The organism is Rhizobacter terrae, from assembly GCF_003852895.1.
Classification (GTDB): domain Bacteria; phylum Pseudomonadota; class Gammaproteobacteria; order Burkholderiales; family Burkholderiaceae_C; genus Albitalea; species Albitalea terrae.
Window position 1 is genome coordinate 479,575 of record NZ_QUSW01000001.1, and the last position, 24,457, is coordinate 504,031.

The following is a 24,457-nucleotide window of genomic DNA, read 5'->3' on the forward strand; positions in this document are numbered from 1 at the left end:
AACGCACATGAAGCTTCGCCCCCTGGGACGATCAGGCATCGAGGTCTCGCCGCTGTGTTTCGGCGGCAACGTGTTCGGCTGGACGGCCGATGAAGCAGCCTCGCACGCCATGCTGGACCGCTTCGTCGACGCCGGCTTCAACTTCATCGACACCGCCAACGTGTATTCGTTCTGGGTCGATGGCCACCAGGGCGGCGAGTCGGAATCGGTGATCGGCCGCTGGTTGCGCAAGAGCGGAAAGCGCGACCGCGTGGTGATTGCCACCAAGGTCGGCATGGCGATGCCGGAACTGGGCGAGGGGCTCGACCGGGCACGCATCGAGCGCTCGGTGGACGATTCCCTGCGGCGCCTGCAGACGGACCGCATCGACCTCTTCTACGCCCACAAGGACGACGACAAGACACCGATGGAGGAGACGCTGGCGGCCTTCGACCGGCTGGTGAGGGCGGGCAAGGTGCGCACCATCGGCGCATCGAACTTCAGCGGCGCGCGGCTGGAACAGGCCCTGGCCCTCAGCCAGCGCGAAGGCTTGGCGCGCTATGAATGCCTCCAGCCCCAGTACAACCTCGTCGACCGGCAACCGTTCGAGAGCGATCTCGCGCCGGTGTGCCTCAAGCATGGCGTGGCCGTGGCGAACTTCTTCTCGCTGGCCAGTGGCTTCCTCAGCGGCAAATACCATCGACTGGAAGACACCGAAGGCCGCGCACGAGCGCCGCGCCTGAAGAACTACTTCAACGACCGCGGCATGCGCATCCTTGAAGCGCTGCTGGCAGTGTCGACGAGGCTGGGCACCACGCCCTCGACCGTGGCCATCGCCTGGACCATGGCGCAGCCGTCGATCACGAGCGCCATCGCGAGTGCGACCTCGGTGGCACAGCTCGACGAGTTGCTGCGCGCGGCCGAGCTGCGCATCGACGCGGCCAGCATGGCGCAGCTGCAAGCCGCGAGCGCCGCGTGATTCCACGCCGCACGTTCATCGCTGCCACCGCCGGCCTCGCGCTGCCGGTGGCGTGGAGTGCCGAGCCCGGAGTGCGTCCGAGGCCCCTGAAGTTTCCGGCGGACTTCGGCGCGCACCCCGACACGCGCACCGAGTGGTGGTACGTGACGGGCGAGCTGCAATCCGGCGACCGCAGCTTCGGCTTCCAGGTCACCTTCTTCCGCTCCAACACCGGCATCACCGGCGACCACCCCAGCCGCTTCACGCCGCGGCAGATCGTGTTCGCGCATGCGGCGCTGAGCGACATCGAGGGCAAGCGGATGCGGCACGACCAACGCATCGCGCGCGATGGCTTCGGCGTCGTGCGCGCCAAGGAAGGCGACACCGACCTGCGCCTGCGCGACTGGAAGATGGCCCGCAGCGGGCCCGCGGAAGACAGCCGCTACGACATGAGCGTGCGCAGCGAGGCCGGCGGCTTTGCGCTTGAACTCGAGGCCAAGGCCTCGCGCATCGTCTTGCAAGGCAACGGCGGCCTCTCCACCAAGGGCCGCAAGCCCGGCGAGGCCAGCCACTACTACAGCCGGCCGCAGCTGGAAGTGGGCGGCACCCTCACGCTCGACGGCAAGCCGCTCACGGTCAAGGGCCGTGCGTGGCTGGACCACGAGTGGAGCAACATCTACATGGACAGCGAGGCCGTGGGCTGGGACTGGCTGGGCATGAACCTGGACAACGGCGAGTCGCTGATGGCCTTCCGCATGCGGCGGGCAGATGGCGCGGGCGTGTTCGCCGGCGGCAGCTGGACCGATGCGAAAGGCAAGGTCCGCAGCTTCACGCCCGAGGAAGTCCGCTTCACGCCCGGCCGCACCTGGACCAGCGCAGCGACGCGGGCGGTCTACCCGGTGGAGTGGGCGCTGGAGACGCCCAACGGCAAGTTCCTCGTCAAGTCGCTGATCGACAACCAGGAGATCGACAGCCGTGCGAGCACGGGGGCGATCTACTGGGAGGGCCTGAGCGACTTGACGGATGCCTCAGGCAAGCGCGTTGGACGCGGCTACCTGGAGATGACCGGGTACGCCGGCCGGCTCCGGATATGAGCGCGGTCAGTGCGCCCCGCCGCCGTCGCCCATCGCCTGGCCGGTCTTGGGCTTGGTGAGCCACACCACCGACACCATCAGCACGAACAGCACTGAGGACAGGTAGAACAGGTCCGTCGCTGCGAGCGTGTAGGCCTGCTGGTCGATGAGCCGGTTGACCATCGCCAGCCCCTGCTCCGGGGACATGCCCGTCGCGCCGAGTTGCGCCAGCGTGGCCGTGGCCGCATCGTTGCCGCGGTTGATGCTCTCCGCGATGTGCGCGTGGTGCATGTTGGCGCGGCTCTCCCACACCGTGGTGAAGATCGACGTGCCCACCGCACCCATCGTGATGCGCACGAAGTTCGACAAGCCCGCCGCCGCCGGCATGCGCGGGGGAGGCAGGCCGGAGAACACGATGGCCTGCAGCGGGATGAAGAAGAAGGCCATCGCCGCGCCCTGCATCAGCGTCGGGATGAGCACGCCGCTGAACTCGGTCTGCGTGTTGAAGCGCGAGCGCAGGTACAGCACCAGGCCGAAGCCGAGGAAGGCCACCGTCGCCAGCTTGCGCGGGTCGATCTTCGACACATTCTTGCCCACCCAGGGCGACAGGATGATCGCCAGCACACCCACCGGCGCCATCGCCATGCCGGCCCAGGTGGCCGTGTAGCCCATGTACTGCTGCAGCCACAGCGGCATCAGCACCACGTTGCCGAAGAACAGGCCGTAGCCCAGCGACAGCGCCACCGTGCCCAGCGCGAAGTTGCGGCGCGAGAACAGGCGCAGGTCCACGATGGGGTGCGTCTCCGTCAGCTCCCAGGCGAGGAAGAACAGGAAGCCCACCACCGCCATCACCGCGAGCATGATGATCTGCGTGGAGTTGAACCAGTCCAGCTCCTTGCCCTTGTCGATCATGATCTGCAGGGAACCCACCCACAGCACCAGCAGGCCCAGGCCCACGTAGTCCAGCGGCACGCGCTTGGGTCCCGGATCACGCTTGTGATAGATGGACCAGGTGATGCCCGCGGCCACGATGCCCACGGGGATGTTGATGTAGAAGATCCACGGCCAGGAAATGTTGTCGGTGATCCAGCCGCCCAGGAGCGGCCCGACCACCGGCGCGACAAGCACCGTCATCGCCCACATCGCCATCGCGCTGCCGGCCTTCGCTGGTGGGTAGCTGCCCAGCAGCAGCGTCTGCGACAGCGGGATCATCGGACCCGCGACCAGGCCCTGCACCACGCGGAAGAAGATCAGCGATTCGATGTTGGGCGCGAGGCCGCACAGCCACGACGCGATCACGAAGAGGATCACGCTCGCGACGAACAGGCGCACCTGGCCGAAGCGCTGCGTGAGCCAGCCCGTCAGCGGCACCGAGATGGCATTGGCCACCGCGAAGGAGGTGATGACCCAGGTGCCCTGCGCCGGGCTCACGCCCATGTCGCCGGCAATGGCGGGGATGGACACGTTCGCGATGGACGAGTCCAGCACGTTCATGAAGGTGGCCAGCGACAGGGCCAGCGTGCCCAGCACGAGCTGCGTGCCGTGCAGCGGGCCCGACTGCACCACGCGAGGTGGGGTGGGCGGTGCGGGGGGCGCGGGCGGAGAGCCCGGCCCGTCAAGGACGGCCGATGCGTTGCTCATGGCGTCCTCGCTTTCAGCCCGGCTGGCTCATCGCGACGCTGGCCGAGGGCTTGGCGCCGGAGACGTGCGTGGCACCGCCGCGGCCCAGGTTGGCCGAGATGATGTCGTGCACCATGCGGTCGGCCGCGGTGGTCTGCACATCGAAGGCTTGCGTGGTGTTCGAACGCGCGCTGGCACCGGCGGCGGCCAGCGGCTGGCCGCTTTGCTCGGCGATGTCCACCGTCGCTTCCATCGACAGGCCCACGCGCAGGGGATGCTCGGCCAGTTGCTTGGCGTTGAGCTCCACGCGCACCGGCACGCGCTGCACCACCTTGATCCAGTTGCCCGTGGCGTTCTGCGCGGGCAGCAGCGCGAAGGCGGCACCAGTGCCGGCACCGAGGCCGACCACGCGGCCTTCGTACTCCACCTTCTCGCCGTAGATGTCGGCATGCAGCTTCACCGGCTGGCCGATGCGCATCTTGCGCAGCTGCACTTCCTTGAAGTTGGCCTCGACCCACACCTGCTCGAGCGGGATGATGGACATGAGCGGTGCGCCGGCCTGGATGCGCTGGCCGACCTGCACGGTGCGCTTGGCGACCTGGCCCGACACGGGCGCGGGCAGTTCGGTGCGCTGCAGCGACAGGTAGGCCTCGCGCACGGCCGCGGCGGCGCGCTGCACGTTCGGGTGGTTTTCCACGCTCGTGCCTTCGGTCAGCGCCTTGTTGCTGATGGCCTGTTCCTGCGCGGCGGCCAGGGCCGACTGCGCACCGGCCAGCGCGCTCTTGGCGGCGGCCAGCGTGGTCTCGGCGTGCTTCATTTCTTCGCCGCCGACGGCACCGGTGGCCACCAGCGGCTGGCGGCGGTTCACGTCTTCGTTGGCGCGGGCCACGTCGCTGCGCATGCGGTCGACCTCGGCCTCGCGCAGGCGGATGTTGGCTTCCAGCGTGCCGTTGGTGGCGTACATGGTGCGCACTTCACGCACGGTCTGCGCGAGCTGGGCCTGCGCACGTTCGAGCGCGAGCTTGGCGTCGGCGGGGTCCAGCTTGACCAGCGGCTGGCCGGCCTTCACCACATCGGTGTCGTCGGCCAGGATGGCCAGCACCGTGCCGCCGACCTGCGGCGTGATCTGCACGACCGGCGCCTGCACGTAGGCGTTGTCGGTGTTCTCGTAGTGGCGCAGCACGACGCCCCAGTACACGCCGTAGGCAATCGCGGCGGCGGCGGTGATGCCGGCCACGGCCAGCAGCGCGGGCTTGCGCTTGGACGGCGACACGGCCGGCGCGGGCACGGTGGCCACCGGCGCGGCATTGGGCGTCGTGGCGGGGGCCTTGTTGTCTTGTTCGTTGCTCATGGTGTTCCTCGGATTCCCTGCAAGTTCATCGTTGTGAGTTGACGGCGGTGAGCGTGGCGGGCGCGTCGGACTGGTATCCGCCGCCCAGCGCGCGCGCCAGGGAGGCTTCGGCGCTCAGGTGACGCGCCTTCAGGTCGGATGCCGCGCGGCGTTGCGCGAGCACATTGGTTTCGGCAGTCAGCACGACCAGGAAGTTGCCCAGGCCGTTCTGGTAGCGCTGCGTGGCGAGGTCGAAGGCCGACTCGGCGGACTTCGTCGCCTCGGCCTGCGCCGCCTGCTGACGTTCCAGCGATTGCAGCGTGCTGACCTCGTCGGCCACTTCGCGCAGCGCCCGTAGCAGCGAGGCGTTGTAGCCATCGATGGCGGCATCCACCTCGGCGTTCTTCGCGCTCAGGTTGGCACGCAGGCGACCGCCTTCGAAGATGGGCAGTCGCACCGCGGGGCCGATGCCGTAGGTCTCGGCGCCGGACTTCACGAACTTGTCCAGGCCGATGCTCGACAGGCCGGCGAAGGCCACGAGGTTGACGTTCGGATAGAACTGCGCCTTCGCGACATCCACGTCCTTCATTGCGGCTTCGACGCGCCAGCGCTGCGCCACCAGGTCGGCGCGCCGGCCGATCAGGTCCGCCGGCAGGCCTTGCGGCAGCGGCACGGCCTTCACCTCGGTCAGTTGCGGGCTCAGCGTGTCGTAGGCTGTCGGCGCCTGGCCGCTCAGCTCGGCCAGCGCGTGGCGAGTGCGCGCGATCTGCTCGTCCAGCGTCTCCAGCTCGACCCGGGTCTGCGCGATGATGCCTTCGGCCTGGCGCAACTCGACGTTGGTGTCCAGGCCGGCGCCCACGCGCTGGCGCACCAGCTTCAAGGTCTGGTCGCGCTCGCTCAGCGCCTGCAGCGCCACCTTGCGCGCATCGACCAGCCGGGCCAGGTTCACGTAGGTGTTGGCGACGTTGCCGGCCAGCAGGACGCGGGCGGCCTGCGCTTCGGCCTGCGTCGCACGCAGCGTGCCGATGGCGGAGGCCACGCTCGCCTTCTGGCGGCCGAACAGGTCCAGCTCCCAGCTCGCGCTGACCTGCGCGGAGTTGTTCCACTTGATGGAGCCGCCCAGCGGCGGCGGCACCAGGCCGTTCTTGGTGAAGCGCTGGTCGGTCAGGTCCAGCGAGCCGTTGACTTGCGGCAGGCGTGCGGCATTGGTGGCATCAACAGCAGCCTGCGCCTGCACCAGGCGGGCTTGCACCGTCTGCAGGCCGGGCTGCGTGGCGAGCGCCTTGTCGACCACGGCATTGAGCTGCGCGTCGCCCCAGCCGGTCCACCAATCGGTCTTGGGCCAGGGCGCATCGGCGCCCTTGACGCCAACCTGCTCGGCCGTCATCAACTGATGCGAGTGCGGCACGGCGCCGCTGGTGCTCGCGCAGCCGGTGACCAGCAGTGCGGTGGCGAGCACGGCACCCAGCATCGTGGCGGCGGTGAAGAGCGACGCCTTGCGCTCGTGCGACAGGGCAGATTGCGCGCCCGGCTTGCGTGCGGGCTGCCCGGCCCTTCTCGGCTGAGACGCCTGCTCGCGACGCAGCGGCGAGTTCAGGCACATCGAGTTGTTGTTCATTGTGGGTCCTCCTTGTCGGCCTGCATGCGCTGGCCGTTGAGCAGCATCTGCTGCAGAAATTCCTTGACTTGATACCACTCCTGCTTGCTGAAACCTGTCAGGAATGCGTTGTTGACCTCGGCCAGCACATGGGGAATCTGCGCCGCCGCCACCTCGCCTTCGGGCGTGATGCGCAGGTGCACGACGCGGCGGTCGGTCTCCGAACGCACCCGCTCGATCAGGCCCTTGGCGGCCAGGCGGTCGAGCATGCGCGTCATGGCGCCGGCGTCGATGGACATCTCCTTGGCCAGCTCGAAGGCGGTGTCGGCCTTGCCTTCCTTGAGGTACCACAGGGGCTTCCACTGCGCGTCGGTCAGGCCCAGTTCAGTCATGCGCCCTTCCACTTCGCGGCGCATGCTGAGCATCAGCTGGAACAGCAAGTGCCCCAGGCTGTCGGCCATCTTGTAGTCCTCGCCGGCGTAGAAGCAGACGGGACGGGGTGCGCGGGAGGAAGACATGGGATACGGTTGCCTCAGCAATATTTGCTTGGGCAAATTTTGCTACGGCAGACAAATCCCTGCAAGTCCCAAGGTCATGTGCGTCTGACGCGCGGGAGGAAAAAGTCACGGACGCCCCTAGACTCCCCGACCATGTCCTCTTCATCCAACGACAACAAGACCGTCGGTTCGCTGCGCGGGCTCGTGCCATTCCTGTGGCCCTACCGTGTGCGCATCGGGCTGGCCGTCCTCTTCCTCGTGCTGGCGGCGGTCAGCACGCTCGTGTTCCCGACCGCGCTGCGCTCGCTGATCGACCAGGGCTTCGTCGCCGCCGATCCGGGCAACCGGGTCATGGCCTTGCGAGAGCACTTCTTCCTGCTGTTCGCCGTGGGTGCGGCACTGGGCGTGTTCTCCGCGGCGCGTTTCTACATGGTGACGTGGCTGGGCGAGCGAGTCACGGCGGACCTGCGCAATGCCGTGTACTCGCACGTGGTGGAGCAAAGCCCCGAGTTCTTCGAGACCACGCAGACCGGCGAGGTGCTCTCGCGCCTGACCACCGACACCACGCTCGTGCAGACCGTGGTGGGCTCCAGCCTCAGCATGGGCCTGCGCAACGGCGTGATGGGCCTGGGCGCGATGATCATGCTGGTCATCACCAACCCGTATGTGATGTCGCAGGTGCTGGGCATCCTGGTGCTGGTGGTGCTGCCTTCCGTCTACTTCGGCCGGCGCGTGCGCAAGCTCAGCCGTGCCAGCCAGGACCGCGTGGCCGATTCCAGCGCCATCGCGGCCGAGGTGCTCAACGCCATTCCCGTGGTGCAGAGCTATACGCAGGAAGCGCGCGAGGCGCGGCGCTTCGACGTGTCCACCGAGAACGCCTTCGGCACGGCGGTCAAGCGCACGCGCATGCGTTCGTTCCTCGTGGCCTTCGTCATCACCGCGACCTTCGGTGCCCTGCTGTGGGGCCTGTACCAGGGCACGCAGGCGGTGCTGCAAGGCAAGATCAGCGCCGGCCACCTGGGGCAGACGGTGGTGTACGTCATCATCCTCGTGTCGTCGGTGGCCGTGCTCGCCGAGGTCTATGGCGACCTGCTGCGCGCGGCCGGTGCCACGGAACGATTGATGGAGCTGCTGCGTGCGCGCTCGCCCATCACCTCGCCAGCGAACCCGAAGCCGTTGCCGCCGGCACGCGGCGGGTCGGCCGTGGCCTTGCGTGACGTGAACTTCCGCTATCCGTCGCGTCCGCAGCATGCGGCCTTGTCCCAGCTCACGCTGGAGGTGAAACCCGGCGAGACCGTGGCCCTGGTGGGACCGAGTGGCGCAGGCAAGAGCACGGTGTTCCAGCTGCTGCTTCGCTTCTATGACGTGAGCACGGGGCAGGTCACGGTGGACGGCGTGTCGGTGCAGGAGGCGTCACTCAACGACTTGCGCCACCGCATCGGCATCGTGCCGCAGGACAGCGTGATCTTTTCGGCCAATGCGATGGAGAACATCCGCTATGGCCGGCCCGATGCCACCGACGACGAAGTCATGGCCACGGCCAAGGCGGCATTCGCGCATGACTTCATCACAGCCTTGCCCGAGGGCTATGCCACCTTCCTCGGCGAGCGCGGCGTGCGCTTGTCCGGCGGACAGCGGCAGCGCATCTCCATCGCACGGGCCATGCTGAAGAACCCGCCGCTCTTGCTGCTGGACGAAGCCACCAGCGCGCTCGATGCGGAGAGCGAACGCATGGTGCAAGCCGCGCTCGAATCCGCCATGCGGGATCGAACGACGCTGGTCATCGCCCACCGGCTGTCCACCGTGCAGCGTGCGGACCGCATCGTGGTGCTGGACGCGGGGCAGATCGTCGAGCAGGGCACGCACGCGCAGCTCAGCGCAGCGGGAGGGCTGTATGCGCGACTGGCGGCGATGCAGTTCGACATGCAAGTTGCATCTTGAGCGCGCACGGCAGCGCGCTGTGCGGCTCGTTGTAGGACAGGAGCTGACACGGCCGCCCAGCCGCGTCCGACAGACCCCCATGGGAACGCCTTCGATACTCGAAGGCACTGCCCACACTCTGGACGCAGAAGGAGATTCCTATGAAGCAACAACGATTGATTCGCACCACCGCCCTGGGCATCACCGCCGCAGCCTTCCTGATGACCGGCTGCGCCGACATGAGCGAGCGCCAGAAAGGCACGGCCACGGGCGCCGGCATCGGTGCGGCAGCCGGCGCGGTGCTGAGCTCGGCCACGGGCGGCAAGGCAGGCACCGGCGCAGTGATTGGCGGCGCCATCGGCGCGGTGGCCGGCAACATCTGGTCCAAGCGCCAGGAAGAACGCAAGCAGGCCATGGAACAGGCCACCCGCGGCACCGGCGTGGACGTGACCCGCACGGCCGACAACCAGCTCAAGCTCAACATCCCGAGCGACGTGAGCTTCGACACCGGCAGCGCCACCATCAAGCCCAACATGCGCTCGGTGCTGGACACCTTCGCGCAGAGCCTGCAAGGCGATCCGAACTCGCAGCTGACCATCGTCGGCCACACCGACAGCACCGGCTCGGATGCTGTGAACAACCCGCTGTCGCGTGAACGTGCGCAAAGCGTGCGCGACTACCTGGCGGCACGAGGCGTCTCGGCCAGCCGCATTCACACCGAAGGCCACGGCGAGCACGAGCCGATTGCCGACAACACCACCGACGCCGGCCGTGCGAAGAATCGCCGGGTGGAAATGTTCCTGCGCGAGCCGGGCCAAGGCTGATCCAGCAATTGCGCATCGCATCAAGGCGGGCATGCCATGGGGCATGCCCGCCTTGCTTTTGCTCGGGCGGCAAATGCGTCTCCCGATGGCTGACGGCCTTCAAAGATGTGCATAATCCATGCGCATACCTGATGAGGCCACACCATGCTTCGTTTTGACAACGCCCCCAAGCGCCCCACCAACCTCAGCCTCAACGCCAAGGTGCTCGACATGGCCCGTGAACTGGGCATGAACGTGTCGCAGACCGTGGATGCCTTGCTCGCCGAAGAAGTGAAGCGCCAGTACTGGCAGCGCTGGAACACAGAGAACAAGGAAGCCATCACGGCCTACAACGACCGCATCGAGCGTGAAGGCCTGCCGTTGGCCAAGTACCGCACCTTCGCGAAGGGCCGCTGACGTCAATGGCCCGCTACGACGTCTACCCCAATCCCGACGCGGCCGAGCGCAAGCTCATTCCCTATTTGCTGGACGTCCAGAACGACTACATCGACGAACTGACCACGCGGGTGGTCATCCCACTGCGCAAGGAAGCGACCTTCGGCCCGCGCGCCCGCGGACTGAACCCGGTCTTGGCCGTGGGCGCGGACAATGTGGTGCTGGACACGGCCACAATGGGCGCCATTCCCCTGTCCGAGCTCCGCAAGCCGGTGGCCAACATCCGCGACCAGCATGCGCTCGTCCTCGAAGCCCTCGACACTCTCTTCGGAGCCTATTGAAGTGACCCGCCCCATCCGCTCCCAGTACGAAGATTTCATGCGCCATGTGGACACGCACGGCGTGACCAAGGCCGACCGCACGGGCACCGGCACCAAGAGCGTGTTCGGCCACCAGATGCGCTTCGATCTCAACGAGGGCTTCCCGCTGGTCACCACGAAGAAGGTGCACCTGAAGTCCATCATCCTCGAATTGCTGTGGTTCCTGCGCGGCGACTCGAACGCGCGCTGGCTGCAGGAGCGTGGCGTGACCATCTGGGACGAATGGGCCAAGCCCGATGGCGACCTGGGGCCGGTCTACGGCGTGCAGTGGCGCTCCTGGCCCACGCCGGACGGCGGTCACATCGACCAGATCGCCGAAGTCGTGAAGATGCTCAAGTCCAACCCCGATTCGCGGCGCATCATCGTGAGCGCATGGAACGTGGCGGACCTGTCGAAGATGGCGCTCATGCCCTGCCACGCCTTCTTCCAGTTCTACGTGGCCAATGGGCGGCTGAGCTGCCAGCTCTACCAGCGCAGCGCCGACATCTTCCTGGGCGTGCCCTTCAACATCGCGAGCTACGCCCTGCTCACCCACATGCTTGCGCAGCAGTGCGACCTGGACGTGGGCGACTTCGTCTGGACGGGCGGCGATTGCCACATCTACAGCAACCACGCCGAACAGGTGGCGCTGCAACTGTCGCGCACGCCCTTCGCCTACCCGACGCTGAACATCAAGCGCAAGCCGGCCTCCATCTTCGACTACGAGTACGAGGACTTCGAGGTGCTGGGCTACGAGCACCATCCTGCGATCAAGGCGCCGGTGGCGGTGTGAACACGAAGGCCGCCGCCGCGCTGGCACTGCTCGCCGCGTCATCGGCCCTCGCGCAGCAACCGCCGGTGATCGGCTGGGTGCCGCCCTATGGCATGGACGCCGCCATGCGCGGGCTGGAATCGGCGCCGGGCGTGGCCAAGGGGTTGACACGCATCGCCCTGCAGTTCTGGAACCCGAGTTCGGACGGCAAGGGCCTTGTCTTTGCGCCCATCGACAAGACCGGCGCTCCCGTCACCGCCGCGGACGTGGCGCGCTTTCGAGACTGGGCGAAGCAACGGCGCATTCCTGTGCTGCTCACGGTCTACAACAACTCGCAGGTGCTGGCGAAGTGGGACTGGTCGCTGGCGCGCCATGCCTTCGTCGAGCACCGTGCCGAGTTCGTGCGCGCGCTGGTCGCCGAGATGGACCGATACCAGCTCGACGGCACCGACATCGACCTGGAAGGCGAAGGCGACCACAGCGCCGACCGTGCAGCGTATGCCAGGTTCGTGAGCGAGCTGTCGGCGGCGCTCAAGCCGCGCGGCAAGCTGCTCACGGTGGACAGCTTCCACAGCCCCTGCGACAACGCGCCCAACATGAGCTGGTGGGCCGACTGGACCGGCCGCATCGACGCCATCCACAGCATGGGCTATGCAGACCTGTACGAAGGCAGCACCGACACGTTCACGCCGCCGGGCAAGCCGGTCTGCGAAGGCGGCGCACGGATCTTCAAGTACAGCTGGCAGCTGCAGTACGGGCTGAAGGCCGGCTACCGCGTGGACCAGATCGTGCTCGGCATGCCGACGTGGGTGGACACCTGGGGCCAAGGCGGCCAGGGCAGCCATGCGGTGGCCCACCTGAGGGAAGTGCAGGCGCTGGGCGCCGGCATTGCCTTGTGGGACCTGCAGTTCGAAGGGCCGCAGTGGAAGAGCGATGCGACCTGGGAGGCCGTGGTGCAGCTCCGCAGCGCACCGGGCGACGGCTGGAAGCCGCTGCTCAAGCCGGCGCCCTGACAAGTTCGCCAGGCACCGGCGCTGAGCGGCTCAGTGCCGCTTGAAGTACTGCACTTCACGCTCGTGCCGCTTGGCCTGCTCCAGCGTGTCGAAGGTCCCGAGGTTGCGGCGCTTGCCGGTCTTGGGGTCGGTCTTTCGCGAGTAGAGGCGGTATTCACCAGACGCCAGCTTGCGGATCATCGTGCGCTCCTGATGTTGCTGTGGCCACCAGTCTGGCCCTGCCGACGCACCTGCGCAGTCGGACGGTCCCGTGCATCCGGCTCGGCGATGTCCTACGAATCCTCGTCGCTGCTTGACAAGGTCCGAATCGCCGATAAACTAACTCGCATGCGATCTAATCTAATACGACTTATTTCAAGCGCAATCGCGGTGCTTGCCATCGGCGTGGTGGCCTCGCCTTTCGCGGCCTCGCCCGACCTCCCGCCCTTGAGCCGCTCACTGCCCTCCACCTCCGCCATGCCTTCGCTGGACGCCGCCACCGGCTGGATCAACTCCGCCCCGCTGGCGCAGGCCGACCTGCGCGGCAAGGTGGTGCTGGTCGATTTCTGGACCTACTCCTGCATCAACTGCCTGCGCACCCTGCCTTACGTGCGGGCCTGGGCACAGAAGTACCGTGCCGCCGGGCTGGTGGTCGTGGGGGTGCACACGCCGGAGTTCGAGTTCGAGCAGCAGGCGGCCAACGTGCAGCGTGCCGTCAGCGACCTGCGCATCGACTACCCCGTGGCACTGGACAGCCGCCATGCCGTCTGGCAGGCCTTCGGCAACCGGGCCTGGCCGGCGCTGTACTTCGTCGATGCACAAGGCCGCATCCGGCATCGCCAGTACGGCGAAGGCGGATATGAGGATGCCGAGCGGCTGATCCAGCAGTTGCTGAAGGAAGCCGGCCGTGGCCAAGCTGTGCCGACCGGTCTCGTCGCACCCCAAGGCGACAGCACGCAAGCGGCCCCGAGCGCGGTCACGGCAGAGTCCGGCGAGACTTACGTGGGCTTCGATCGCGCCAGCGGCTTCACCTCGAGCGATGGCGCCCTGCGCCATGCGCGAGAGCACACCTACGCTGGCGCGCCCAGCCTGCGAACCAATGAATGGACGCTCGCGGGCACCTGGAAGGTCGAGGACGAGTTCGCGCTGCTGCGCCAACCGGGCGGGCGCATCACCTACCGCTTCCGTGCCCGCGACCTGCACCTCGTGCTCGGCTCAGACAACGGACAACCCGTGCGCTTTCGCGTGAGCATCGACGGCCGTCCGCCGGGCCAGGACCACGGGGCCGATACCGACGCGCAAGGCCGCGGGACCGTCCAGTCGCAGCGGCTGTACCAACTCGTGCGCCAGGCATCGCCCCATGCCGAACGAACGTTCGAGATCGAATTCCTCGACCCCGGTGTGCGGGCCTACGCCTTCACCTTTGGCTGAGGCGCCAAGAACATCCACCGAAAGGACCGTCACCATGACACCCGAGATCGACCTTCAGCGCCGGCGCATCTTCACTGCTGCGGCTGCCGGCCTCGCGACATCCCAGTTCAGCCTCGCGTTTGCACAGTCGTCGCCGACCTTGCCAGGCATCAAGCCGGGCACGCACACCTCGTTCGCATCACTGAAGCAAGTGAATGCCGGCGTGCTCGACATCGGCTACGCGCAGGCGGGCCCGGCCAACGGCCAGCCCGTGCTGTGCCTGCACGGCTGGCCCTACGACATCCACTGCTATGCCGATGTCGCAGCGCTGCTGGCATCGGCCGGCTACCGCGTGATCGTGCCCTACCTTCGCGGCTACGGCAGCACGCGCTTCCTCTCCAGCGACACGCCGCGCAACGGGCAGCAGGCCGCGCTCGCTGCGGATGTCATCGCCTTGATGGACGCGCTGCACATCGACCGGGCGATCGTCGCGGGCTGCGACTGGGGTGCGCGCACCGCCTGCATCGTCGCCGCGCTGTGGCCGCAGCGCGTGCAGGGCCTGGTGTCGGTGAGCGGGTACCTCGTGGCCAACCCGAAGCTCGGCCAGCAGCCCCTGCCGCCGCAGGCGGAACTGCAGTGGTGGTACCAGTTCTACCTCGCGACGGAGCGCGGCCGCCTGGGCTACCAGCGCAACACGCATGCGTTCGCCAAGCTGATCTGGCGGCAGGCGTCGCCGCATTGGGACTTTGACGACGCGACCTTCGAACGTTCCGCCCGCGCGCTGGACAACCCGGACCACGTGGCGATTGCAGTCCACAACTACCGCTGGCGCCTGGGCTTGGCGGCTGGCGAGTCGACGTACGACGAGATCGAGGCAAAGCTCGCTTCGGCGCCGCCCATCGCCGTGCCGGCGATCACGCTGGAAGGCGATGCCAACGGCGCACCGCATCCTGAACCGGCGTCGTACGCGACGAAGTTCACCCACCGCTACGAGCACCGCAACCTGTCCGGCGGCATCGGCCACAACCTGCCGCAGGAGGCGCCGCAGGCCTTCGCGCAGGCCGTGGTCGATGTCGCCAGGACCTAGACACCCATTCCTTCAACCACCCACCCCAAGGAGCCCCCACCATGCCCCACATCCAGGACGTCCTCTACACCGGCCGCACCCACACCATCTCCGGCCGCGACGGCAGTGCCCGCAGCGACGACGGCCGCCTCGACGTCAAGCTCACGCGGCCCGGCAGCCAAGGCGCCGGCACGAATCCCGAGCAGTTGCTCGGCGCGGGCTGGTCCGCCTGCTTTCTGGGTGCCATGGGACGCGCAGCCGCGGCACGACGCATGACCGTTCCGGCGAATGCCACCATCGATGCCGAAGTCGACCTGGGCCAGACGGACGGCCAGTTCTTCCTGGCCGCGCGGCTGAACATCAGCCTGCCGGGCGTGGATCCGGCGCTGGCCCGCGAACTGGCCGAGGCCGCGCACCAGATCTGCCCCTACTCGAAGGCCACGCGCGGCAACATCGACGTGGAGCTCAACATCGTCTGATGAAGATCGTCAGGCCTGGGTACCACCCAGTGCCTTGACGATGTCCGGCGGGGCCTGCACGAGTTCGATCAGCACGCCCTCGCCGCCCACCGGGAATTCATCGCTGCTCTTCGGGTGCACGAAGCAGATGTCGTATCCCGCGGCGCCCTTGCGGATGCCGCCCGGCGCGAAGCGCACGCCATTGGCCGCGAGCCACTCCACGGCCTTGGGCAGGTCGTCGATCCACAGGCCGATGTGGTTGAGCGGCGTGGTGTGGACAGCCGGCTTCTTCTCGGGGTCCAGCGGCTGCATCAGGTCCACCTCGACCTTGAAGGCGCCGTGGCCCATCGCGCAGATGTCCTCGTCCACGTTCTCGCGTTCGCTGACGAAGTTGCCGGTGACTTCCAGGCCGAGCTTGTCGACCCACAGGGTCTTCAGCCGCTCCTTGCTGGGGCCGCCGATGGCGACCTGCTGGATGCCAAGGACTTTGAAGGGACGTGCGGTCGTCATGGCTGCATCCTCACTGAAACTTCACGATGACTTGATCGACCGCCAGGCTCTCGCCTTTCTTCGCGACCACCTCGCTCACCACGCAGTCCTGCACGGCCAGGAGGATGTTCTCCATCTTCATCGCCTCGATGACGGCCAGCTTCTCGCCGGCGCGCACCGTCTGGCCGGGCGTGACCGCCACATCCACCAGCAGGCCGGGCATGGGCGAGAGCAGGAACTTCGACAGGTCGGGCGGCGCCTTGAACGGCATCAGTGTGTTCAGTTCCGCAGCGCGCGGCGTGAAGACCTTGGCGTCGATCTGCGTGCCGTTGTGCATGACGCGGTAGCTCAGGCCGATGCGCTCGATCTGCGCGACGAACGGCTCGCCGTTGCAGCTGCCGCGGATGACCAGGTCGCGCAAGGGCGTGAACATCTCGATGCGATAGTGCCTGCCGCCGGCCTCGACATCGAATGCCTTGTCGATGACCTTCACCGTTGCCGGCACCGACTGCGTGTCGCCGTTGCGGCCGGTGACCACCACGAAATCCTCGCCCGCCTTGTACTCGTGGCCGGGCAACTGGCCGCTGATGCGCATGGCCCGCTGCGTGTGCACGCGGTTGGCCACGGCGGCCAGCGCCCGCAGGAACACGGGGTCGTCATGCGGCACGTCGGTGGCCGAGAACCCACGCCCGTAGTTCTCGGCGATGAACCCGGTGTTGAAGTCGCCCGAGACGAACTTCGGATGCGCCAGCAGCGCGGCCTGGAACGGAATGTTGGAGTTGATGCCGCGAATGGCGAAGCCGTTGAGCGCCTGGCGCATCTTCGCGATCGCTTCTCGCCGGTCCTTCCCGTGCACGATGAGCTTGGCGATCATCGAGTCATAGAACATCGGGATCTCGCCGCCTTCGTAGACGCCGGTGTCCACGCGCACGCCGTTCTCCTGCGGCGGCGGTGCGTACTTCACGAGGCGGCCGGTGGAGGGCAGGAAGTTGCGAAACGGATCCTCCGCATTGATGCGGCATTCCATCGCCCAGCCATCGCGCTTGATCTCGCCTTGCGTGAACGGCAGCTTCTCGCCGGCGGCGACGCGGATCATCAGCTCCACCAGGTCCAGCCCGGTGATGCCCTCGGTGACCGGGTGCTCCACCTGCAGCCGCGTGTTCATCTCCAGGAAGTAGAAGCTCTTGTCCCGGCCGACGACGAACTCCACCGTGCCTGCGGACTGGTAGTTCACCGCCTTGGCCAGCGCCACCGCCTGCTCGCCCATGGCCTTGCGCGTGGCGTCGTCGAGGAAGGGACTGGGCGCCTCCTCGATCACCTTCTGGTGCCGGCGCTGGATGGAACATTCGCGCTCCCACAGGTACACCGTGTTGCCGTGCGCATCGCCCAGCACCTGGATCTCGATGTGGCGCGGCTCCTCCACGAACTTCTCGATGAACACGCGGTCGTCGCCGAAGCTGTTGCGCGCCTCGTTGCGGCAGGAAGTGAAGCCTTCGAAGGCCTCCTTGTCGTTGAAGGCAACGCGCAGGCCCTTGCCGCCGCCGCCGGCGCTGGCCTTGATCATCACCGGGTACCCGATGCCCTTGGCGATCTCCACCGCCTGCTCGGCCGTGTCGATGGCGGCGTTGTAGCCCGGAATGGTGTTGACCTTCGCTTCCTTGGCCAGCTTCTTGGACGCGATCTTGTCGCCCATGGCCGCGATGGAAGCGTGCTTGGGACCGATGAAGACGATGCCCTCTTCCTCGACGCGGCGCGCGAACTCCTCGTTCTCGCTGAGGAAGCCGTAGCCCGGATGCACCGCCTGCGCACCCGTCTGCTTGCAGGCGGCGATGATCTTGTCCATCACGAGGTAGGACTCGCGCGACGGCGCCGGGCCGATGTGCACGGCCTCGTCGGCCAGCTCGACGTGGCGCGCTTCCTTGTCGGCGTCGGAATACACCGCCACCGTCTGGATGCCCATCTTGCGGGCCGTCTTGATGACGCGGCAGGCGATCTCGCCGCGGTTGGCAATGAGGATCTTGCTGAACATCTTGGGGTGTCCTTCGTCGTTCAGAGGGGGATGTTGCCGTGCTTGCGCCACGGGTTCTCGATCTTCTTGTCGCGCAGCATCACCAGCGAGCGGCAGATGCGCTTGCGGGTTTCGTGGGGCTGGATCACGTCGTCGATGAAACCACGCGCACCCGCCACGAACGGATTGGCGAACCTGGCCTTGTACTCGGCTTCGCGAGCCGCGAGCTTGACCGGATCGTTCTTGTCTTCACGGAAGATGATCTCCACCGCGCCCTTCGCGCCCATCACCGCGATCTCCGCGTTGGGCCAGGCGAAGTTCACGTCGCCGCGCAGGTGCTTGGAAGCCATCACGTCATAGGCGCCGCCGTAGGCCTTGCGCGTGATGACGGTGATCTTGGGCACCGTGCACTCGGCATACGCATACAGCAGCTTCGCACCGTGCTTGATGATGCCGCCGTACTCCTGCGAGGTACCCGGCATGAAGCCCGGCACGTCCACGAAGGTCACCACGGGAATGTTGAAGGCATCGCAAAAGCGCACGAAGCGCGCGGCCTTGATGCTGCTCTTGATGTCCAGGCAGCCCGCCAGCACCAGCGGCTGGTTGGCCACGATGCCCACCGTTTGCCCTTCCATGCGGCAAAAGCCGATGACGATGTTCTTCGCGTACTCGGGCTGCAGCTCGAAGAACTCGCCGTCGTCGGCGGTCTTGATGATGAGCTCCTTGATGTCGTAGGGCTTGTTCGGGTTGTCCGGGACCAGCGTGTCCAGCGAGTAGTCGATGCGGTCGGCCGGGTCGTTGCTCGGGCGCACCGGCGGCTTCTCGCGGTTGTTGAGCGGCAGGTAGTTGTAGAGCCGGCGCAGCATCATCAGCGCGTCCACGTCGTTCTCGAAGGCCAGGTCGGCCACGCCGCTGCGGCTGGTGTGCGTGCCCGCGCCGCCCAGTTCCTCGGCGGTCACTTCCTCGTGCGTCACCGTCTTCACCACCTCGGGACCGGTGACGAACATGTACGAGCTGTCCTTCACCATGAAGATGAAGTCGGTCATGGCCGGCGAGTACACCGCACCGCCGGCGCAGGGTCCCATGATCATGCTGATCTGCGGCACCACGCCCGAGGCCATCACGTTGCGCTGGAACACATCCGCATAGCCGCCCAGCGAGGCCACGCCTTCCTGGATGCGCGCGCCACCCGAGTCGTTCAGGCCGATGACTGGTGCGCCGACCTTCATGGCCTGGTCCATCACCTTGCAGATCTTCTCGGCATGCGCCTCGGAGAGCGCACCGCCGAAGACGGTGAAGTCCTGGCTGAAGACGAAGACGAGGCGGCCATTGATCATGCCGTAGCCCGTCACCACGCCATCGCCGGGCACCTTGTTGTCGGCCATGCCGAAGTCGTGGCAGCGGTGCTCCACGAACATGTCCCATTCCTCGAAGGTGCCCTCGTCCAGCAGCAGCTCCAGGCGCTCCCGGGCGGTGAGCTTGCCCTTGCCGTGCTGGGCGGCAATGCGTTTCTCGCCGCCGCCTTGGCGCGCCTGTTCGCGCTTCTTCTCGAGCAGGGCATTGATGTCGTGCATGGTGTGTGGTCCTCGGTGCTTATCGGTTCTCGAACAGGTCGAGCAGCGCGCGCGCGGCGGCTGACGGAGCGATGCGCGCGTCAGCAACGTCGCGCAGGGTGTGGGGCAGTGCGTCGTGCACGGATGGGTGGCGCTTGAAGTCGGACTGAAGCCGGGCGTGGATCAGGTCCCACATCCACGACAAGGCCTGCGATTTGCGGCGTGCTTCGAACTCGCCGCTGGACTGGCGCTGGTCCTTGAACTGCGTCACGCGTTGCCAGAATTCGTCGATGCCCTGCGACTTGAGGGCACTCATCTGCATCACCTGCGGCGTCCAGTGCCCGGCCTTGCCGTGGAAGCTGAACACACGCAGGGCGCTGGTGATGGTGGCCTGCGCACGCATGGCGGCATCGGGGTCGATGTCGGCCTTGTTGATGACCACGAGGTCGGCCAGCTCCATCACGCCCTTCTTGATCGCCTGCAAGTCGTCGCCGGCGTTGGGCAGTTGCAGCAGCACGAACATGTCGGTCATGTTGGCCACCGCGGTCTCGCTCTGGCCGACGCCGACGGTCTCGACGATCACCACGTCGTAACCCGCGGCTTCGCACACGAGCATGGCCTCGCGCGTCTTCTCGGCCACGCCGCCCAGCGTGCCGGACGAGGGCGAGGGGCGGATGTAGGCGGCGTCATGCACGGAGAGCTTCTCCATGCGCGTCTTGTCGCCGAGGATGGAGCCGCCGGAGATGGTGGATGACGGGTCGACCGTCAGCACGGCCACGCGGTGGCCCTTGGCGATCAAGTCGAGGCCCAGGGCCTCGATGAACGTGGACTTGCCCACGCCCGGCACGCCGGAGATGCCGATGCGCAGGGCCTTGCCGGTTTCGGCCAGCAATGCATTCAGCAAACCATCGGCTCTCTCGCGATGATCCGGCCGCGTGGACTCCAGCAAGGTGATGGCCTTGGCAATGGCTCTGCGTTCGCCTCGGCGAACGCCACTTGTCAACGCGAGGTCGGCAGGACTCATCTCCACGCGGTCAGGCCTTGGTGAGGTTGGCCCGGATCTGCTCCAGCACATCCTTCGCACTTGCCGGAATCGGCGTGCCGGGGCCGTAGATGCCCTTCACGCCCGCTTCGTACAGGAAGTCGTAGTCCTGCCGCGGAATCACGCCGCCCACGAACACGATGATGTCGTCGGCACCTTGTTCCTTGAGCGACTTGATGATCGCCGGCACCAGCGTCTTGTGCCCGGCCGCCAGCGTGGACACGCCCACCGCATGCACGTCGTTCTCGATGGCTTGCCGCGCGCACTCCTCGGCCGTCTGGAACAGCGGCCCCATGTCCACGTCGAAGCCCAGATCAGCAAACGCCGTGGCCACGACCTTGGCCCCGCGGTCGTGCCCGTCCTGCCCCAGCTTGGCGATCATCACGCGCGGGCGGCGGCCCTGCTGTTCGGCAAACTCCGCGATCTCCTGCTGGAGCTTGGCCCAGCCTTCGGCACTGTCGTAGGCAGCTGCGTACACACCGGTCACCTTTTGCGTATCGGCGCGATGGCGCCCCCAGACCTTTTCCAGCGCATCGGACACCTCGCCCACCGTCGCCCGCAGGCGGACGGCCTGGATGGACAGGTCGAGCAGGTTGCCCTCGCCAGTCTCCGCGCAGCGCGACAGTTGTGCAAGCGCGCTTTCCACCGCCTTCACGTCGCGCGTGGCACGCAATTGCTTGAGGCGCGCCACCTGGTTCTCGCGCACCGCATGGTTGTCGATGTCGAGGATCTCGATCGGGTCCTCCTTCGCCAGCTTGTACTTGTTCACGCCGACGATCACGTCGCGGCCGGAATCGATGCGCGCCTGCTTCTCCGCCGCGCTCGCCTCGATCTTCAGCTTGGCCCAGCCGCTTTCCACGGCGTGGGTCATGCCGCCCATCTTGTCGACTTCTTCGATGATGGCCCAGGCCTTGTCGGCCATGTCCTGCGTGAGCTTCTCCATCATGTAGGAGCCGGCCCACGGGTCCACCACGTTGGTGATGTGCGTCTCTTCCTGGATGATGAGCTGCGTGTTGCGCGCGATGCGGGCGCTGAACTCGGTGGGCAGCGCGATGGCTTCGTCCAGCGCGTTGGTGTGCAGCGACTGCGTGCCGCCGAACACCGCGGCCATGGCTTCGATGGTGGTGCGCACGACGTTGTTGTACGGGTCCTGCTCCGTCAGCGACCAGCCCGAGGTCTGGCAGTGCGTGCGCAGCATCTGGCTCTTGGGGTTCTTGGCACCGAAGTCCTTCATGATGCGCCACCACAGCAGGCGGGCCGCGCGCATCTTGGCGACTTCGAGGTAGAAGTTCATGCCGATGGCCCAGAAGAAGCTGAGCCGCCCGGCGAAGTCGTCGACGTCCAGTCCCTTCTTGATCGCCGTCTTCACATACTCCTTGCCGTCGGCCAGCGTGAAGGCCAGCTCCAGCGCCTGGTTCGCGCCCGCCTCCTGCATGTGGTAGCCGGAGATGGAGATCGAGTTGAACTTCGGCATGTTCTTCGCCGTGTACTCGATGATGTCGCCGATGACGCGCATCGACGGCTCGGGCGGGAAGATGTAGGTGTTGCGGACCATGAACTCCTTGAGGATGTCGTTCTGGATGGTTCCGCTCAGCTTGTCCTGCGGCACGCCCTGCTCTTCGGCGGCCACCACGTAGCCCGCCAGCACCGGCAGCACCGCGCCGTTCATCGTCATGGACACACTCACCTTGTCCAGCGGAATGCCGTTGAACAGGATCTTCATGTCCTCCACGCTGTCCACCGCCACGCCGGCCTTGCCGACGTCGCCGGTGACGCGCGGGTGGTCGCTGTCGTAGCCGCGGTGGGTGGCCAGGTCGAAGGCCACGCTCACGCCCTGCGCGCCGGCGGCCAGGGCCTTGCGATAGAACTCGTTGGACGCCTCGGCGGTGGAGAAGCCCGCGTACTGCCGGATGGTCCAGGGCCGCACGGCGTACATGGTGGCCTGCGGGCCACGCACGAAGGGTGCGAAGCCGGGCAAGGTGTCGGTGTGGGGCAGGCCCTGCACGTCGGCCGCGGTGTACAGCGGCTTGACGGTGATGCCGTCCGGCGTGTGCCAGTCCAGCGCCTGCACATCACCGCCCGGCGCGGATTTGGCCGCAGCCTTGGCCCACGCGTCGAGCGACTTCGAATTCAACAGATCATCGGACATGCATGCCCCTGCGTCGTGAAGGAACGGCGAGCGTCAAAACGGGTGGCGGGAATCACGCCTTGTTGCCGCTGGCGGCTTGAAGTGCCGCGCCGTCTCCTCCATAATTCAAAATTGAATTATAGCTTCAGGCTGTTTTCCCGCACCAGCCCGCCATGGCCGCTCCCCGCACCGACATCACCGCCCCCGTTGCCCCGCCTGCCGCCCGGCTGGCGGACGTGCCCTTGTACCAGCGGGTGGCCGAACGGCTGCGCGAGCGCATCGTGGCACACAGCATGGCCCCGGGCAGCTGGATCGACGAACAAGCCCTGACCGGCGAGCTGGGCATCAGCCGCACGCCCTTGCGCGAGGCGCTGAAGGTGCTGGCCGCCGAAGGCCTGGTCACCATGAAGCCGAGGCGCGGCGCGTACGTGACCGAGGTGTCCGAACGCGACCTGTCCGAGGTGTTCCACCTGCTGGCCCTGCTGGAAAGCGATGCCGCCGCCGTGGTGGCCGCCCAGGGCAGCGACGAGCAGTTGGCCGAGCTGGCTGCGCTGCACGGCCAGCTTGAAGCCACCGTCGCCGAGCGCGACGCCTTCTTCGCCGCCAATGAGCGCTTCCACATGCGCCTCCTGGAGATCGCCGACAACCGCTGGCGCAACCAGATGGTGGCCGACCTGCGCAAGGTGATGAAGCTGTACCGGCACCATTCGCTGTTCAAGCAAGGCCGGCTGGAGGCGTCGCTCAAGGAGCACCGCAAGATCATGGCGGCGTTGAAGGCACGCGACGCCGACAAGGTGCGCGAGCTGATGCAGCAACACCTGGCGCAAGGCAAGGACGCGGCTTCGCAGCGATAGCCCACGCGGACTTTGCCACTTCGATGGTCAACGCGTGGGTCCGCTGCGCTTGACCCACCCTACATACAATCCGTGGCATGCCCCGCCCCACCCTCAGCCTCATCGCCGCCGTCGCGCGCCGCGGCGCCATCGGCCGCGACAACCAGCTGCTGTGCCGCATTTCCGAAGACCTGAAGTTCTTCAAGCGGACCACCCTCGGGTCGCCGGTCATCATGGGCCGCAAGACCTGGGACTCCATCGGCCGGCCGCTGCCGGGGCGCCGCAACATCGTCATCACCCGCAACCGGCAATGGCAGGCCGAGGGCGTGGAGCGGACGGGGTCTCTCGATGAAGCCTTGTCGCTTGTGCAGAATGCGCCCAAGGTCTTCATCATCGGTGGCGGCGAGATCTACCGGCAGGCACTGCCAATGGCCGATGAGCTCGTGCTGACCGAGATCGATGCAGACTTCGAGGCCGATGCATTCTTTCCCGAATGGGACCGCACGCAGTTCACCTCGCAGGCCAGCGAACCCCAGACCAGCGAACACGGGTACCCCTACCGCTGGGTCACCTACCAACGACAACACGGAGCTTGAACAATGTCGGGACACGGTTTTCACGTGCATGGTCCGCACGACCACGAACTGGAACACGCGGCGCAGCATGGCGACGGCCATGCCGGCCAGCTGGCGGTGGTGACGGCCATCCTCGCCACGGTGGGCGCCATCTTCGGCTACATGGGCGGAGCCACGCAGGCCAATGCGGGCCTGCTGAAGAACGACGCGGCCATCAAGAAGACGGAAGCGTCCAACCAGTGGAACTACTACCAGGCCAAGAGCAGCAAGCAGAACCTCTCGGAGCTGGCGCTCGAACTCGCGCCTGAGGGCCGCAAGCCGTTCTACACGGAAGAGATCAAGCGCTACAAGGCCGAGAAGGCCGACATCAAGACCGCCGCGGAGAAACTCGAAGCCGAGGCCAAGGACTTCGACAAGAAGAGCGATGAGCAGATCCACCAGCACCACCGCTGGGCCCAGGCCACCACCGCCTTGCAGATCTCCATCGCCATGGCGGCCATCGCGCTGCTGACCAAGAAGCAATGGGCGGAGTACGTCGTGTACGGCCTGAGCGTGGTCGGCGTGGGACTGGGCATCGCCGCCTGGCTGCACTACTGAAG

At 66.9% G+C, this 24,457-nt stretch carries 23 protein-coding genes and 1 pseudogene; 14 read left to right on the top strand and 10 right to left on the bottom strand.

The genetic code is table 11. The features are described 5' to 3' along the window. Positions 1-7: 7 nt before the first annotated feature. On the top strand, positions 8-958 hold the full coding sequence (locus DZC73_RS02155; protein WP_124538545.1) for an aldo/keto reductase: 951 nt from the start codon (positions 8-10) through the stop codon (positions 956-958). Then, positions 955-2,031 (top strand): lipocalin-like domain-containing protein, encoded by a 1,077-nt coding sequence (locus DZC73_RS02160; RefSeq protein WP_235834956.1) that lies wholly within the window; start codon positions 955-957, stop codon positions 2,029-2,031. Before DZC73_RS02155 ends, DZC73_RS02160 begins: the two co-directional genes overlap by 4 nt. Positions 2,032-2,037: 6 nt before the next feature. Here DZC73_RS02160 and DZC73_RS02165 read toward each other — a convergent pair whose 3' ends face one another. Genes DZC73_RS02165 through DZC73_RS02180 form a run of 4 tightly spaced genes read right to left on the bottom strand, consistent with a single transcriptional unit; the run spans position 2,038 to position 7,075 of the window. Beyond that, entirely contained in the window at positions 2,038-3,651 is a 1,614-nt protein-coding gene (locus DZC73_RS02165) for a DHA2 family efflux MFS transporter permease subunit (RefSeq protein WP_124538546.1), read from the bottom strand. Positions 3,652-3,664: 13 nt separating this feature from the next. After that, the gene (locus tag DZC73_RS02170; protein WP_124538547.1) at positions 3,665-4,981 is read right to left on the bottom strand and encodes an HlyD family efflux transporter periplasmic adaptor subunit; all 1,317 of its coding nucleotides are present in this window, start codon (positions 4,979-4,981) and stop codon (positions 3,665-3,667) included. 25 nt (positions 4,982-5,006) lie between these two features. After that, the gene (locus DZC73_RS02175) at positions 5,007-6,578 is read right to left on the bottom strand and encodes an efflux transporter outer membrane subunit (protein WP_235834957.1); all 1,572 of its coding nucleotides are present in this window, start codon (positions 6,576-6,578) and stop codon (positions 5,007-5,009) included. Next, the gene (locus DZC73_RS02180) at positions 6,575-7,075 is read right to left on the bottom strand and encodes a MarR family winged helix-turn-helix transcriptional regulator (protein ID WP_124538548.1); all 501 of its coding nucleotides are present in this window, start codon (positions 7,073-7,075) and stop codon (positions 6,575-6,577) included. Before DZC73_RS02180 ends, DZC73_RS02175 begins: the two co-directional genes overlap by 4 nt. Before the next feature lie 132 nt (positions 7,076-7,207). Here DZC73_RS02180 and DZC73_RS02185 point away from each other — a divergent pair, with 132 nt between their 5' ends. From DZC73_RS02185 to DZC73_RS02210, 6 genes are all read left to right on the top strand, one after another. After that, a complete protein-coding gene (locus tag DZC73_RS02185; RefSeq protein ID WP_124538549.1) occupies positions 7,208-8,995 on the top strand; it encodes an ABC transporter transmembrane domain-containing protein in 1,788 nt (595 codons plus the stop codon). 140 nt (positions 8,996-9,135) lie between these two features. Then, positions 9,136-9,798: an OmpA family protein gene (locus DZC73_RS02190; RefSeq protein WP_124538550.1), complete on the top strand. Its 663-nt coding sequence runs from the start codon at positions 9,136-9,138 to the stop codon at positions 9,796-9,798. 144 nt (positions 9,799-9,942) lie between these two features. Beyond that, a complete protein-coding gene (locus tag DZC73_RS02195; RefSeq protein WP_124538551.1) occupies positions 9,943-10,194 on the top strand; it encodes a type II toxin-antitoxin system CcdA family antitoxin in 252 nt (83 codons plus the stop codon). A 5-nt stretch (positions 10,195-10,199) separates the two neighbouring features. Continuing rightward, positions 10,200-10,514 carry a CcdB family protein gene (locus tag DZC73_RS02200; protein WP_124538552.1) on the top strand — a complete coding sequence of 105 codons (315 nt, stop codon included), beginning with the start codon at positions 10,200-10,202 and terminating at the stop codon, positions 10,512-10,514. Further along, positions 10,468-11,325 (top strand): thymidylate synthase, encoded by an 858-nt coding sequence (locus tag DZC73_RS02205; RefSeq protein ID WP_124538553.1) that lies wholly within the window; start codon positions 10,468-10,470, stop codon positions 11,323-11,325. The genes DZC73_RS02200 and DZC73_RS02205 overlap by 47 nt, the downstream gene beginning before the upstream one ends. Next, a complete protein-coding gene (locus tag DZC73_RS02210) occupies positions 11,322-12,317 on the top strand; it encodes a glycosyl hydrolase family 18 protein (protein WP_124538554.1) in 996 nt (331 codons plus the stop codon). The genes DZC73_RS02205 and DZC73_RS02210 overlap by 4 nt, the downstream gene beginning before the upstream one ends. A gap of 30 nt (positions 12,318-12,347) precedes the next feature. On the opposite strand, the gene DZC73_RS29945 is transcribed toward DZC73_RS02210, so the two are convergent. Continuing rightward, complete coding sequence (locus DZC73_RS29945) at positions 12,348-12,497, bottom strand: hypothetical protein (RefSeq protein ID WP_124538555.1); 150 nt, start codon at positions 12,495-12,497, stop codon at positions 12,348-12,350. A gap of 243 nt (positions 12,498-12,740) precedes the next feature. Here DZC73_RS29945 and DZC73_RS02220 point away from each other — a divergent pair. From DZC73_RS02220 to DZC73_RS02230, 3 genes and pseudogenes are all read left to right on the top strand, one after another. After that, positions 12,741-13,727 (top strand): annotated as a pseudogene (locus DZC73_RS02220) (thioredoxin family protein); the annotation flags it as partial. A 34-nt stretch (positions 13,728-13,761) separates the two neighbouring features. Next, a complete protein-coding gene (locus DZC73_RS02225) occupies positions 13,762-14,793 on the top strand; it encodes an alpha/beta fold hydrolase (RefSeq protein WP_124538557.1) in 1,032 nt (343 codons plus the stop codon). Positions 14,794-14,834: 41 nt separating this feature from the next. Then, complete coding sequence (locus DZC73_RS02230) at positions 14,835-15,251, top strand: Ohr family peroxiredoxin (RefSeq protein ID WP_124538558.1); 417 nt, start codon at positions 14,835-14,837, stop codon at positions 15,249-15,251. Between the two features lie 9 nt (positions 15,252-15,260). Here the strand turns inward: DZC73_RS02230 and DZC73_RS02235 are convergent, their stop codons facing one another. The 5 genes from DZC73_RS02235 to scpA are packed head-to-tail and all read right to left on the bottom strand — an operon-like array spanning position 15,261 to position 22,471. After that, a complete protein-coding gene (locus tag DZC73_RS02235; RefSeq protein ID WP_124538559.1) occupies positions 15,261-15,740 on the bottom strand; it encodes a VOC family protein in 480 nt (159 codons plus the stop codon). 10 nt (positions 15,741-15,750) lie between these two features. After that, complete coding sequence (gene accC, locus DZC73_RS02240; protein ID WP_124538560.1) at positions 15,751-17,748, bottom strand: acetyl-CoA carboxylase biotin carboxylase subunit; 1,998 nt, start codon at positions 17,746-17,748, stop codon at positions 15,751-15,753. A gap of 20 nt (positions 17,749-17,768) precedes the next feature. Then, complete coding sequence (locus DZC73_RS02245; protein WP_124538561.1) at positions 17,769-19,301, bottom strand: acyl-CoA carboxylase subunit beta; 1,533 nt, start codon at positions 19,299-19,301, stop codon at positions 17,769-17,771. 19 nt (positions 19,302-19,320) lie between these two features. Beyond that, the gene (gene meaB, locus DZC73_RS02250; protein WP_124538562.1) at positions 19,321-20,304 is read right to left on the bottom strand and encodes a methylmalonyl Co-A mutase-associated GTPase MeaB; all 984 of its coding nucleotides are present in this window, start codon (positions 20,302-20,304) and stop codon (positions 19,321-19,323) included. A gap of 10 nt (positions 20,305-20,314) precedes the next feature. Further along, entirely contained in the window at positions 20,315-22,471 is a 2,157-nt protein-coding gene (gene scpA, locus DZC73_RS02255; protein ID WP_124538563.1) for a methylmalonyl-CoA mutase, read from the bottom strand. Between the two features lie 152 nt (positions 22,472-22,623). Here scpA and DZC73_RS02260 point away from each other — a divergent pair, with 152 nt between their 5' ends. From DZC73_RS02260 to DZC73_RS02270, 3 genes are all read left to right on the top strand, one after another. Then, positions 22,624-23,304 (top strand): GntR family transcriptional regulator, encoded by a 681-nt coding sequence (locus DZC73_RS02260; protein WP_124538564.1) that lies wholly within the window; start codon positions 22,624-22,626, stop codon positions 23,302-23,304. Positions 23,305-23,381: 77 nt separating this feature from the next. After that, on the top strand, positions 23,382-23,879 hold the full coding sequence (locus DZC73_RS02265; protein WP_124538565.1) for a dihydrofolate reductase: 498 nt from the start codon (positions 23,382-23,384) through the stop codon (positions 23,877-23,879). A gap of 3 nt (positions 23,880-23,882) precedes the next feature. Further along, positions 23,883-24,455 (top strand): DUF4337 domain-containing protein, encoded by a 573-nt coding sequence (locus DZC73_RS02270; RefSeq protein ID WP_124538566.1) that lies wholly within the window; start codon positions 23,883-23,885, stop codon positions 24,453-24,455. Positions 24,456-24,457 lie beyond the last annotated feature (2 nt).

What these genes read in the sequence shown, in the direction of transcription:
- DZC73_RS02155 (WP_124538545.1), top strand. Translation starts at nt 8, where the DNA reads ATGAAGCTTCGCCCCCTGGGACGATCAGGCATCGAGGTCTCGCCGCTG.
- DZC73_RS02165 (WP_124538546.1), bottom strand. Translation starts at nt 3,651, where the DNA reads ATGAGCAACGCATCGGCCGTCCTTGACGGGCCGGGCTCTCCGCCCGCG.
- DZC73_RS02170 (WP_124538547.1), bottom strand. Translation starts at nt 4,981, where the DNA reads ATGAGCAACGAACAAGACAACAAGGCCCCCGCCACGACGCCCAATGCC.
- DZC73_RS02175 (WP_235834957.1), bottom strand. Translation starts at nt 6,578, where the DNA reads ATGAACAACAACTCGATGTGCCTGAACTCGCCGCTGCGTCGCGAGCAG.
- DZC73_RS02180 (WP_124538548.1), bottom strand. Translation starts at nt 7,075, where the DNA reads ATGTCTTCCTCCCGCGCACCCCGTCCCGTCTGCTTCTACGCCGGCGAG.
- DZC73_RS02185 (WP_124538549.1), top strand. Translation starts at nt 7,208, where the DNA reads ATGTCCTCTTCATCCAACGACAACAAGACCGTCGGTTCGCTGCGCGGG.
- DZC73_RS02190 (WP_124538550.1), top strand. Translation starts at nt 9,136, where the DNA reads ATGAAGCAACAACGATTGATTCGCACCACCGCCCTGGGCATCACCGCC.
- DZC73_RS02195 (WP_124538551.1), top strand. Translation starts at nt 9,943, where the DNA reads ATGCTTCGTTTTGACAACGCCCCCAAGCGCCCCACCAACCTCAGCCTC.
- DZC73_RS02200 (WP_124538552.1), top strand. Translation starts at nt 10,200, where the DNA reads ATGGCCCGCTACGACGTCTACCCCAATCCCGACGCGGCCGAGCGCAAG.
- DZC73_RS02205 (WP_124538553.1), top strand. Translation starts at nt 10,468, where the DNA reads ATGCGCTCGTCCTCGAAGCCCTCGACACTCTCTTCGGAGCCTATTGAA.
- DZC73_RS29945 (WP_124538555.1), bottom strand. Translation starts at nt 12,497, where the DNA reads ATGATCCGCAAGCTGGCGTCTGGTGAATACCGCCTCTACTCGCGAAAG.
- DZC73_RS02225 (WP_124538557.1), top strand. Translation starts at nt 13,762, where the DNA reads ATGACACCCGAGATCGACCTTCAGCGCCGGCGCATCTTCACTGCTGCG.
- DZC73_RS02230 (WP_124538558.1), top strand. Translation starts at nt 14,835, where the DNA reads ATGCCCCACATCCAGGACGTCCTCTACACCGGCCGCACCCACACCATC.
- DZC73_RS02235 (WP_124538559.1), bottom strand. Translation starts at nt 15,740, where the DNA reads ATGACGACCGCACGTCCCTTCAAAGTCCTTGGCATCCAGCAGGTCGCC.
- accC (WP_124538560.1), bottom strand. Translation starts at nt 17,748, where the DNA reads ATGTTCAGCAAGATCCTCATTGCCAACCGCGGCGAGATCGCCTGCCGC.
- DZC73_RS02245 (WP_124538561.1), bottom strand. Translation starts at nt 19,301, where the DNA reads ATGCACGACATCAATGCCCTGCTCGAGAAGAAGCGCGAACAGGCGCGC.
- meaB (WP_124538562.1), bottom strand. Translation starts at nt 20,304, where the DNA reads ATGAGTCCTGCCGACCTCGCGTTGACAAGTGGCGTTCGCCGAGGCGAA.
- scpA (WP_124538563.1), bottom strand. Translation starts at nt 22,471, where the DNA reads ATGTCCGATGATCTGTTGAATTCGAAGTCGCTCGACGCGTGGGCCAAG.
- DZC73_RS02260 (WP_124538564.1), top strand. Translation starts at nt 22,624, where the DNA reads ATGGCCGCTCCCCGCACCGACATCACCGCCCCCGTTGCCCCGCCTGCC.
- DZC73_RS02265 (WP_124538565.1), top strand. Translation starts at nt 23,382, where the DNA reads ATGCCCCGCCCCACCCTCAGCCTCATCGCCGCCGTCGCGCGCCGCGGC.
- DZC73_RS02270 (WP_124538566.1), top strand. Translation starts at nt 23,883, where the DNA reads ATGTCGGGACACGGTTTTCACGTGCATGGTCCGCACGACCACGAACTG.